This is a genomic window from Candidatus Nitrosacidococcus sp. I8 (assembly GCF_945836005.1).
Lineage (GTDB): Bacteria > Pseudomonadota > Gammaproteobacteria > Nitrosococcales > Nitrosococcaceae > Nitrosacidococcus.
On record NZ_OX241534.1, the window covers coordinates 1,837,949 to 1,848,551 of the forward strand.

Below are 10,603 nucleotides of genomic sequence, written 5' to 3' on the forward strand. Positions count from 1 at the left end.
AGTCTAAATATTACTTAATGAAGTAATTCTGCGGCTAACTGGTTAAGCTTACCAATAGCTGACCCATCAATAACCATGTCACCAGCTCGAATAACTGCACCACCCAATAGAGATTCATCAACTTTACAGGAAAGAGTGATTTTACGTCCTAATCGGCGTTCGAGAGCAGCTGCAATATCATCTAATTGATCTTTATTAGAATCTGATAAAGGTTTAGATAAAACCACTTCAGCTTCTAATACTCCTTCCATTTCATCTTTCATTTGTTCAAATAATGATGAAATTTCAGGAAGTACAGATAATCTATCACTCTCTACTAAGATTTTAATTAAATTTTCAGCTGTACTATCACTATCAATGGGATAATCTTTTATTTTGGTAAAAAGATCTATAATTTGTGCAGTATTATAAAACGGACTACCTATTAAATCTTGTACTTTAGAATTCTTCACAAGATCTGCAAATACTTTTAATAATTCTGACCATTCATTATAGTCGCTCTGCTCCTTTGCTAGCTCGAATAGAGCATTAGCATACGGTCGAGCAATAGTTATTTTTTCAGCCATTGATTTAATAAAACCTTAGATTTCACTTATCAGCTCTTTTAGTAAGGACTCATTCGCTTTTTCATCGATTTCCCGCTTGAGAATCCTGCTAGCTCCAGCAGTAGCAAGAGACACTACTTTGCCACGCAGACTTTCACGAGCACGGCTTACTTCTTGTTGAATAGCAGCATCAGCAGATGCTTTAATCCTATCCCCTTCAATTTGAGCAGTCTCTTTAGCTTGTTCAACTATTTCTTGAGCTCGCTTTTGCGCTAGAGCTATTATTTCTGCTGCACTTTCCTTCGCTTGGGTTAGCGTCTCTTCTGCTTCTTTTCTTGCTCGTTCTTGAGCATACTTACCTTGCTCAGCAGCAGCTAAACCATCAGCAATCCTTTTTTTCCTTTCTTCCATTAAATTGGTTAAAGGATCCCAAAGGAAATGATTAACAAACCAAATAAGAATCCCAAAGGCTACCATTTGCCCGATAAGGGTAGCAGTAACATTCATAATAGCGTCCTTTACTATTCCTGTTATAAGTTAATATGATCTAAAAAAAATTTTTACTATCCGCCTGCTGCAGTCTTAATAGCATTAATAAATGGGTTAGCAAAAATAAACCACATAGACATACCAAGGATAATCATTGGGAATGCCTCCATTAAACCTCCAGTAAACAGCATTTGACCCATAAGTTGGGGGCGCATCTCTGGTTGGCGTGCTATCCCTTCAATATACTTAGAACAGATTAATCCCCATCCAACCGCCGATCCTAAACCTGCTGCAGCTAAAATAATACCGACACCAATAGCAGTAGATGAGTAAATAGAAACAAGTAACTCTGGATTCATTCAAAATCTCCGCAAAATAATAATTAAATCTATATTAATATAAAATTCTAATGCTCTTCTTTAGTATGAGCCATTCCTAGGTACACTATTGTAAGCAGCATAAAAATAAACGCTTGAATTGTAATAATTAAAATATGGAAAATAGCCCAAAGAGTATCTAAAATAATTTGAGGTAACCAAGCTGGCCCAAACCCTGCTAAAGATAACAGAGCCATTAATAGAAAGATCAACTCCCCGGCAAACATATTACCAAATAAACGTAACCCTAAAGACACAGGCTTAGCAATTTCTTCTATGGCTGTCATAACAATATTTATAGGTATTAAATATTTACCAAAAGGATGAAATAAAAACTGTTTAATATAGCCTATAGGACCTTTAACTTTTATATTGTAAAAAATAGTAAGTGCAAAAACAGTTAGTGCTAATGCAAACGTAGTATCGATCTCTGCAGTAGGTACTATCCTTAAATTGTGAATACCAACAAAACCAAGCAGTTTTGGAAACAAATCTACTGGAAATAAATCCATAGCATTCATGAGGAAGACCCACATAAAAATGGTAAGTGCAAGCGGGCCTATGAGCCGGTTTTTTCCTGGAAAAATATCTTTGACTTGCTGATCCACAAATTCAACTACCATCTCAAGCACATTCTGTACACCACTTGGTTTTGAAAAACTAAGGGTTTTTCCTATGCGATATCCTGCATAAATAAGTAATCCAGCTAAGAATAAACTGACAAATATAGTATCCAGTTTAAAACACCAAAACCCATCACATTGACCTACTTGGAGATTAACGAGATGGTGGCTAATATATGCACCTGAATTATTTTCAGTACTCAATTTCTTTCTACCTTAATTTAATACAAACTTTTAGGGTAAAAACACCCTAAGTATAAATATCATTTAATTGCATGGCGATTAAACTGATAACCCAAATAAATATACCCTAAGTAGGCGATACCAAATCCAAATAAAAGCGATAATGGATCTAATTTTAATAATCCCATGCCTATGCCCATTAAAATAAGCGTACTTAGGAAACTAGATCCACTTCCTTGGTAGGGAAAATTTTCTGATCTAGCCTTTTTACTCATTTTTTCTACTCGCCAAGTCATTATTATAGAATTTACTAAGGCGATTACCCCCCCATACCCAGCAGCTAAGGAATAATTAATTCCTTTAATCACTAGAAATAGCGATACTACTAACACTAGTAGGAATAGCTGAGCTACTAACAATTTCCGAAGTGCTGTATAGAGCACTTTTTCTCCATAGCCCATCAAATTTATTTATGAGAAATTAACATACTTGGGGTTAGCGAGTCCTTGCTAAGGCTTGGTGGTACTAGCTGCCCTAGTTAATAGGGCTCATTTATTCAAGTTCTAAAAATTCTCTGTATTCTATCACAATTTTTGTAAAAAAAACCTATTATTAAATATAACTTATAAGTTTTTCACCTTATGCGAGTAAGAATCCCATCAAGTTCATCCATACTATGATAGCGAATCAATATCTTACCTTTTCCTCCTGAGAGGTGTTGAAGCTGAACTACAGCACCTAAACGTTCTGCTAACTCTTCTTCTAGCTTACGGATATCTGGATCGTTTGATAAGCTTTGTTTAGATTGAGATTCTTGCTGCATACGGCGCACTAAATTTTCTGTGTCTCGTACCGATAATCTCTCTTGAATAATTTTATTAGCAATTTTACCTTGTACAGTATTATCTAACGAAAGTAGTGCTCTTGCATGCCCCATTTCTAAATCCCCTTTTTCTACATGAGATCTAATTTCTCCATCCAAAGTAAGAAGACGCAGCAAATTAGAAATTGACGCACGAGAGCAACCTACCGCTTGTGCAATTTCTTGATGAGTCATATTAAATTCATTTATTAATTTTTGATAAGCAGTTGCTTGCTCAATAGCATTAAGATCTTCTCTTTGAATATTCTCGATTAATGCCATCGCAGCGGCTGCTCGATCAGATACATTTTTAACTAAGGCAGGTATCTCTTTAAGACCTACAATCTGAGCAGCCCTCCACCGCCGTTCACCTGCAATGAGCTCAAAAATACCATTTTGTTCAGATCGTACAATAATAGGTTGGATGACACCTTGAGCACGAATAGAATCTGCTAGTTCTGCTAGAGCTTCAGGAGAGATCTCAACCCGTGGTTGATATTTCCCACGTTGAATCTGCTCTAATGATAGAGATCTCAATTCCTCTTTAGGTTTAGATTCTCCAATATAGAGGGGGGCATTAATTGCACCTAACAGAGAATCTAATCCACGACCTAAACCTCTTTTTTTTAAACCCATACAGTCTAAATCAATTTATCTTTTGATTCTTGCATTAGCACCTCCTTTGCTAATATCAAATAAGCAACACTTCCACGAGAGGTACGATCGTGTGTAATGATCGGTTGACCATAGCTAGGTGCTTCAGCTAAACGAACATTGCGCGGAATAATTGTATTGTATACTTGCTTTCCAAAGTGAGTTATAAGTTGATTAGATACTTCATTAGCAAGATTATTTCTTGGATCAAACATTGTGCGTAATAACCCTGCAATTTGCAATTTAGGGTTAAGATGCTGCCTGATTCCTTCAATCGTGCCTAATAAGGCAGATAACCCTTCTAAAGCATAATATTCGCATTGGACAGGAATGATTACTTCACCGGCAGCAGCTAATGAATTAATAGTAAGCATATTGAGTGCAGGTGGGCAATCTATAAGAATTTCATCATAATTATTATTAATGACTTGAAGTGCTAATCGTAGCCTATTCTCTCTATTTGTAACTGAAAGTAATTCAACCTCAGCGGCAGTTAAATCGCTATTTGCAGGTAATACTGCATAACCGGCTTTATCAATATTTATGATTGCGTTTTCAATGACATCATCCTCAAGCAATACTTGATAGGTAGTTGCAGTTAAGGAAGACTTATCTATTCCGCTTCCAGTAGTTGCATTCCCTTGAGGATCTATATCTACAAGAAGAACACGTCTTTTAGATGCAGCAAGAGAAGCAGCTAAATTAACGCTTGTAGTTGTTTTTCCAACCCCCCCCTTCTGATTAGTGATTGCTATAATACGCCCCATACTAATTCCCCATTCTACTGAAGTTCTATCAAGTGACGCTGTGCCTCAAGTCTCGGAATAGATAGTGGATATATATTTCGTACTTTATAAGCTGCAGGTAGTAATTCAATTTCTTCTTTTGGATAAACACCTTTCATTGCAAGCAATTTCCCTGATGGATCACGCAATCTTGACGTTAATCGAGCAAAATCTATTAACTTAGAAAAGGCCCGGCTAATTATAGTATCAAATAAATAATTTGGTTGGTAATGCTCAATTCGTTTATTTACGATTGAAACATTTGTTAATCCTAATTCAATAACTGTTTGCATTAAAAATCTTGTTTTTTTAGTGCAGCTATCAAGTAGCGTAATCTCGTTATTAGAACAAGCTATAGCTAGAGGGATACCTGGTAATCCAGCGCCACTACCTACATCTAAAACCCGATGACTTTTTAAATAAGTAACAACACTTAAGCTATCTAACAAGTGTTTTGAAACTACTTCTTTAGGACTTCTAATTGCAGTGAGATTATAGCGTTGATTCCACTTATTTAACAAATGAAAGTAAGCTAATAGCTGATCAATTTGATTTTCTTTCAATTGTAGGTTAAGAGAATGAATGCCTAACTCTATTAGCGATCTATTTGTAAGATTAGAATCCTTAGTCAAATTAGGTTAACTATTTAGTAGTTGATGGCTATGACTTGTACGTTTTAGATAAATTAATAAGGCTGAAATAGCGGCTGGAGTAACGCCCGGAATTCTTGCTGCTTGCCCCAAAGTAGTAGGACGAATCTGAGTAAATTTTTCCTGCACTTCAGTAGAAAATCCTTTTATTTGGCTATAATCTATATTAAATGGTAAGTATAAACTTTCATAGTGTAGCTGGCGATTGATTTCCTGTTGTTGCCGTTCAATATAGCCTGCATATTTTACCTCAATCCCAATTTGCTCAGCTATAGTAGAATCAATCATTACTAATTTTCCAATTAAATTCATGAGATCTTCGTAAGTAACATGAGGGCGGCGTAGTAATTCCATCAAAGAATATTCCCGATGCATAGGTTCACCAAATAAAGAAATAGCTTCTTTTTCCGTAATTTGATGAGGCCGAATTCGCTGCTGGGTAAGCCACTGCCTTTCTTTCTCAATAGTTTCCCACTTTATATTGAAATACTGCCATCGAGCATCATTGACTAATTTTAACTCTCTTCCTTTAGGAGTCAGGCGTAGATCAGCGTTATCTTCTCTTAATAAGAGTCGATATTCTGCTCTACTTGTAAACATTCTATAAGGTTCTATAGTGCCACGAGTAATCAAATCATCAATCATTACCCCTATATAGGCTTCATTTCTTTTAGGATACCAAGAAGATTCGCCGCACACTTGAAGCCCTGCATTAAGCCCAGCAACTAATCCTTGGGCAGCAGCTTCTTCATACCCTGTTGTACCATTGATCTGTCCTGCAAAATATAACCCCTGTATATACTTAGTTTCTAAAGTAGGTTTAAGACCTCTAGGATCAAAAAAATCATACTCTATGGCATATCCAGGCCGAGTGATATGTGCCTGTTCAAATCCTTGTATAGAGTGAACCACTTGTTCCTGTACATGATAAGGAAGGCTAGTAGAAATGCCGTTGGGGTAAATTTCAAAGGTATCTAATCCTTCTGGTTCAATAAAAATTTGATGCGAATCTTTATCCGCAAAACGAACCACTTTATCCTCAATGGAGGGACAATAACGAGGGCCAATACCTTCAATATTACCACTATAAATAGGAGATTGATCTAAGTTAGCTAAGATGATTTCATGAGTTCTTAGGTTTGTTCGAGTAATATGGCAGGAAACCTGTTTTGGATGGCAATTTACTAGACTTAAAAAGGAAAACCTAGGAATTGGTTTATCACCTAGCTGCTCTTTAAGCTTACTATAATCAATAGTGCGACTATTAATTCTAGGAGGAGTACCTGTTTTGAGCCGATTGACTTTAAATGGCAATTCTCTTAAGCGATTGGCTAGCGTGTTAGCTGAAGGATCACCAGTTCTACCACCTTGATAATTTGTTAATCCAACATGGATTTTACCTCCTAAAAAAGTACCTACTGTCAAAATCACGGCAGGTGCGTAGAAAGATAACCCTAGTTGGGTCTTAACCCCATAAACCTCATCACCTTTAACCAACAGATCAGTGACTTCCTGCTGAAAAATAAATAGATTAGGTTGTTCTTCTAAGATTTTTCGAATTGCTTTTTTATATAAAGTGCGATCTGCTTGAGCACGGGTTGCTCTTACTGCAGGGCCTTTACTTGCATTTAAAATCCGAACGTGGATCCCTGCTTGATCTGCGGCTAAAGCCATAGCTCCGCCTAAAGCATCAATTTCTTTAGTAAGATGACCTTTACCAATTCCTCCTATTGCTGGATTACAGCTCATTTGCCCTAAAGTTTCAATATTGTGAGTTAAAAGTAGAGTGCGTACGCCCTGCCTGGCCGATGCTAGTGCAGCTTCGGTTCCAGCATGTCCACCGCCAATTACGATGACATCATATTGTGATGTATTATCCATAAATAACCTAGAAACTACTTTAATAATTGCAAATATTATTTACCAATACAAAAGGTAGAAAAAATCTCCCCTAATAGATCATCTGTGTAATATCTTCCAGTAATTTCTCCTAAATAATTTTGAGCCTGACGTAGCTCTTCTGCGATAATTTCTTCAAATTCCCCTTTAACAAGAGCTGCTTTAGTCAATTCAATTGCAGCTTCAGTTTTGTGTAATGCATTTAAGTGACGGCGACGTGCAGAAAATCCACCTTCTTCATTTATATTAAATCCAGCTGTTTCTTTCAAATGTTGTATTAATAAATCTATTCCTGCACCTGTAAGAGCAGATACTCGTATTATCTTCCCTAAATTACTTTGTTCGATACTAGCTGGCGTGTGATCTAGATCTATTTTATTAAAAATTAGTGTAACTTGAACTCCTTTAGGCAATTCATTGAATAATTTATATTCTTTTTCAGTTAAACCATCCTGGTGATTAGAAATTAATAATATGTGATCAACGTAATCTAATTCTTTTCGAGCACGTCGTATTCCTTCTAGTTCAATAATATCTGTAGACTCACGCAGTCCCGCGGTGTCTATAAGAGATATAGCTAGCCCTTCTATAACAATATTTGTACATAATATATCTCGGGTAGTGCCGGGTATCTGAGTGACAATAGCCGCATCTTTTCCTACTAGCTTATTATATAAACTAGATTTACCCACATTGGGACGACCAATTAGGGCAATTCTTATCCCTTCTCGAAATAAAACACCCTGTTGAGCACTATCACAAATCACCTTTAGTGTATTTTGAATGCCTTGTAGTTTATTTAGGATAGATTCCAAATCTACAATTCCAATATCTTCATCACTAAAATCAATAGAGGCTTCTACTAGGCATCTTATTTGGATAAGCTGCTCTCTTAATAAATTAATTCTCTTCGAAAATTCTCCTTGTAGGGAAGACAACGCATTACGAGCTGCTTGCAAAGAAGTGCTTTCAATAAGATCTGCGATAGCCTCTGCTTGAGATAAATCAATTTTATCATTTAAGAATGCTCGCTCACTAAATTCTCCGGGACGGGCAAATCGAGCACCAAAATGAAACAAAGAATCGAGGAGATTATCAGTAATTATAGGTGAACCATGAGTATGAAACTCTAATGTGTCTTCTCCTGTAAATGACTGTGGTGCTGGAAAATATAGAGCAATCCCTTGGTCTATAATTTCTCTATTATAGCTATAAAAGTTGCAAAAATTAGCATAACGTGGCTTTAGGTTCTGTTTAGTAACCTGTTTTGCTATTTTAAAGCATAATGATCCTGAAACACGAACAATACTTATACCTCCTCGACCGGCTGGTGTTGCTATTGCCGCTATAGTATCACTTAACGCTCCCTTTCTATTTGGCGTGTGATATACCATTGCTGGGTAATAGAAAGGATATTATTAACTACCCAATACAATACTAAACCTGCTGGAAATAATGCAAAAAAGAAAGTAAACGTAATAGGCATTAGCATCATTACTTTAGCTTGAAGTGGATCTGTAGGGGTTGGGCTAAGTTTTTGCTGAATAATCATTGTTACCCCCATAATGAGAGGTAAAACATAATAAGGATCCTTTAATGTTAGGTCATTCATCCACAGAATAAAGGGGGCTTGTCTTAATTCAACTGATTCTTGTAGCATCCAATATAGAGCGATAAATACGGGGATCTGCACTAAGATAGGAAAGCATCCTCCCATTGGATTTACTTTTTCTTTTTTGTATAACTCTATCATCGCTTGGCCTACTTTCTGTCGATCGCTACCAAAACGCTCTTTAATTGCTGTAAGTTGCGGATGGAGTTTACGTAGTTTCGCCATAGAGCGGTAACTCGTTTGAGATAATTTAAAAAAAGCAGCTTTAATTACTATAGTGAGTAACACTATTGCCCATCCCCAATTACCTACATGTTTATAAAACCACTGGAGAAGCCAAAATAAAGGTTCAGCGATAACAGTTAGTTTTCCATAATCAATAGTAAGTTGTAATTTTGGTGCTGCGGCTGCTAGCTGTTCCAGAACTTTAGGTCCTATAAAAAGGGTAAAATTAAATACCCCGCTTTCCCCAATGTTTAGTATTTGTTGTGGAGAAACTACACCTGTAATATAAGTATTATTTTGAGAGTGGCGACCATAATAGTAATTTTTTCCTTCGTCTCTAGGTATCCAGGCTGCAACAAAATAATGCTGAAGCATAGCTACCCATCCGTTTGCACTATGACTTTCAAAAATATCAGAATCTAAATCTTTAAATGCAACTTTTTTATAGTCATGATTCTCAGTAGAAAATACAGCACCTATGTAAAATCGATTAGAATAGAATCCTTCAGACTCTGGTGGAGTACGACTAAATTGGGTATATGCTTGCCCAGCCCAAGAATTACTAGTTTCATTTTCAACTTTAAGAGCTATATCAACTTGGTAGCTACCCCTATTGAAAATATAAGTTTTTGTGATGACGATGCCATCACTCCCTTTCCAAGTAAGTGGGACACTTAAAGAATCTTGATCTTCGGCTAAATGATAATTTGCACTAGATACAGAAAACTCAGAATCTTTAGGGATAATTGAAGTACCTGCTGCTGTATATACTCCAGATTGGGCGATGAAAAGATCTGGATCTGCAAGGTGTAGTAGATGTACTAGCTCGTTTGGTTCTTTTAGAGAGACTGGATACTCTAATAATTGCACTTCAAATAAATTAGCATCTGATAATGAAATTTTAACTGCGAGAAGATCAGTTGTTACTTCAACAAATTTACTACTTATGGCAGAATGGCTAGCTGTACCCGATTCATGAGGTGAAGATGCACTTAGAGTAGATTCCTTACTTTCTGCCTGTTTTGCAGCTTCTATTACTTCATCTGGTATTAACGCTGTCGAAAATGATGAAAGAGGTGATACTCCATAATCCGTTTGCCACGCGTTCCACATAAAAAATAGCACTAAAAAAAGTGCATAGATTAGAAATAACCGGTAATTTTCCATACAACCTATTTACAGTCTTAACTTATTCGATATTAAAATCTTTAATTAGATATTCCCACTGATAATTCAAGGTGGAAGCCCACTCTAAATAGGTAGACTTACTAATGCATTGTTTAGATAATATGACTAAATCATATCCATCTAGCCATTTTTGGCGATGTCGAAATTCTTCTCTAACTAGCCGCTTAATTTGATTTCTATCAAATGCCCGAGACAGGTGCCTACGCGGAATCACCATTCCCAAACGGGGATAGCTTAATTTATTTAGCCGATAAAATATCGTAAATATTTTACTTTGTACTTTTTTTCCAGTAGCGAATACTTGCTTAAACTCGCTCGGCTTATGAAGTCGCATTAGTCGAGTAAGACTAAGTCGTTTCATTTCTATTTATAGAATCTAAGCAGAAAGTTTATGCCTGCCTTTTGCTCGGCGTCTATTAATTATTGCTCTTCCAGATTTAGTTTTCATTCGAGCACGAAAACCATGGTCACGTTTGCGTTTTATGTTCTTAGGCTGAAAAGTACGTTTCAT

At 36.4% G+C, this 10,603-nt stretch carries 13 protein-coding genes; all 13 read right to left on the minus strand.

Annotation, left to right across the window (positions count from 1 at the left end):
• Positions 1 to 14: 14 nt before the first annotated feature.
• The 13 genes from OOL07_RS09130 to rpmH all read right to left on the minus strand — a co-directional run bounded on the left by OOL07_RS09130 (position 15) and on the right by rpmH (position 10,603).
• On the minus strand, positions 15 to 566 hold the full coding sequence (locus tag OOL07_RS09130; protein ID WP_264696272.1) for a F0F1 ATP synthase subunit delta: 552 nt from the start codon (positions 564 to 566) through the stop codon (positions 15 to 17).
• Between the two features lie 15 nt (positions 567 to 581).
• The gene (locus tag OOL07_RS09135) at positions 582 to 1,052 is read right to left on the minus strand and encodes a F0F1 ATP synthase subunit B (protein WP_264696273.1); all 471 of its coding nucleotides are present in this window, start codon (positions 1,050 to 1,052) and stop codon (positions 582 to 584) included.
• 56 nt (positions 1,053 to 1,108) lie between these two features.
• Positions 1,109 to 1,393, minus strand: a complete 285-nt coding sequence (gene atpE / locus OOL07_RS09140) for a F0F1 ATP synthase subunit C (RefSeq protein WP_197744405.1) — start codon at positions 1,391 to 1,393, stop codon at positions 1,109 to 1,111.
• A gap of 47 nt (positions 1,394 to 1,440) precedes the next feature.
• Positions 1,441 to 2,238 (minus strand): F0F1 ATP synthase subunit A, encoded by a 798-nt coding sequence (atpB, locus tag OOL07_RS09145; protein WP_264696274.1) that lies wholly within the window; start codon positions 2,236 to 2,238, stop codon positions 1,441 to 1,443.
• Between the two features lie 59 nt (positions 2,239 to 2,297).
• Complete coding sequence (locus tag OOL07_RS09150) at positions 2,298 to 2,678, minus strand: ATP synthase subunit I (RefSeq protein ID WP_264696275.1); 381 nt, start codon at positions 2,676 to 2,678, stop codon at positions 2,298 to 2,300.
• A 173-nt stretch (positions 2,679 to 2,851) separates the two neighbouring features.
• Positions 2,852 to 3,715, minus strand: coding sequence for a ParB/RepB/Spo0J family partition protein (locus OOL07_RS09155; RefSeq protein WP_264696277.1), 864 nt, complete (start codon positions 3,713 to 3,715; stop codon positions 2,852 to 2,854).
• Between the two features lie 5 nt (positions 3,716 to 3,720).
• A complete protein-coding gene (locus OOL07_RS09160; protein ID WP_264696278.1) occupies positions 3,721 to 4,500 on the minus strand; it encodes a ParA family protein in 780 nt (259 codons plus the stop codon).
• A 14-nt stretch (positions 4,501 to 4,514) separates the two neighbouring features.
• The gene (rsmG, locus tag OOL07_RS09165) at positions 4,515 to 5,150 is read right to left on the minus strand and encodes a 16S rRNA (guanine(527)-N(7))-methyltransferase RsmG (protein WP_264696280.1); all 636 of its coding nucleotides are present in this window, start codon (positions 5,148 to 5,150) and stop codon (positions 4,515 to 4,517) included.
• A gap of 6 nt (positions 5,151 to 5,156) precedes the next feature.
• Positions 5,157 to 7,049: a tRNA uridine-5-carboxymethylaminomethyl(34) synthesis enzyme MnmG gene (mnmG, locus tag OOL07_RS09170; RefSeq protein ID WP_264696282.1), complete on the minus strand. Its 1,893-nt coding sequence runs from the start codon at positions 7,047 to 7,049 to the stop codon at positions 5,157 to 5,159.
• Positions 7,050 to 7,084: 35 nt separating this feature from the next.
• Positions 7,085 to 8,461: a tRNA uridine-5-carboxymethylaminomethyl(34) synthesis GTPase MnmE gene (mnmE, locus tag OOL07_RS09175; protein ID WP_264696283.1), complete on the minus strand. Its 1,377-nt coding sequence runs from the start codon at positions 8,459 to 8,461 to the stop codon at positions 7,085 to 7,087.
• Entirely contained in the window at positions 8,425 to 10,071 is a 1,647-nt protein-coding gene (gene yidC / locus OOL07_RS09180; RefSeq protein WP_264696284.1) for a membrane protein insertase YidC, read from the minus strand. The genes mnmE and yidC overlap by 37 nt, the downstream gene beginning before the upstream one ends.
• A gap of 22 nt (positions 10,072 to 10,093) precedes the next feature.
• Positions 10,094 to 10,453, minus strand: a complete 360-nt coding sequence (gene rnpA, locus OOL07_RS09185; protein ID WP_264696285.1) for a ribonuclease P protein component — start codon at positions 10,451 to 10,453, stop codon at positions 10,094 to 10,096.
• Positions 10,454 to 10,468: 15 nt separating this feature from the next.
• The gene (rpmH, locus tag OOL07_RS09190; RefSeq protein ID WP_264696387.1) at positions 10,469 to 10,603 is read right to left on the minus strand and encodes a 50S ribosomal protein L34; all 135 of its coding nucleotides are present in this window, start codon (positions 10,601 to 10,603) and stop codon (positions 10,469 to 10,471) included.

Bases quoted from the DNA above. Each gene is read 5' to 3' on its own strand.
- OOL07_RS09130 (WP_264696272.1), bottom strand. From the start codon at position 566: ATGGCTGAAAAAATAACTATTGCTCGACCGTATGCTAATGCTCTATTC.
- OOL07_RS09135 (WP_264696273.1), bottom strand. From the start codon at position 1,052: ATGAATGTTACTGCTACCCTTATCGGGCAAATGGTAGCCTTTGGGATT.
- atpE (WP_197744405.1), bottom strand. From the start codon at position 1,393: ATGAATCCAGAGTTACTTGTTTCTATTTACTCATCTACTGCTATTGGT.
- OOL07_RS09150 (WP_264696275.1), bottom strand. From the start codon at position 2,678: ATGGGCTATGGAGAAAAAGTGCTCTATACAGCACTTCGGAAATTGTTA.
- OOL07_RS09155 (WP_264696277.1), bottom strand. From the start codon at position 3,715: ATGGGTTTAAAAAAAAGAGGTTTAGGTCGTGGATTAGATTCTCTGTTA.
- OOL07_RS09160 (WP_264696278.1), bottom strand. From the start codon at position 4,500: ATGGGGCGTATTATAGCAATCACTAATCAGAAGGGGGGGGTTGGAAAA.
- mnmG (WP_264696282.1), bottom strand. From the start codon at position 7,049: ATGGATAATACATCACAATATGATGTCATCGTAATTGGCGGTGGACAT.
- mnmE (WP_264696283.1), bottom strand. From the start codon at position 8,461: ATGGTATATCACACGCCAAATAGAAAGGGAGCGTTAAGTGATACTATA.
- yidC (WP_264696284.1), bottom strand. From the start codon at position 10,071: ATGGAAAATTACCGGTTATTTCTAATCTATGCACTTTTTTTAGTGCTA.
- rnpA (WP_264696285.1), bottom strand. From the start codon at position 10,453: ATGAAACGACTTAGTCTTACTCGACTAATGCGACTTCATAAGCCGAGC.
- rpmH (WP_264696387.1), bottom strand. From the start codon at position 10,603: ATGAAACGTACTTTTCAGCCTAAGAACATAAAACGCAAACGTGACCAT.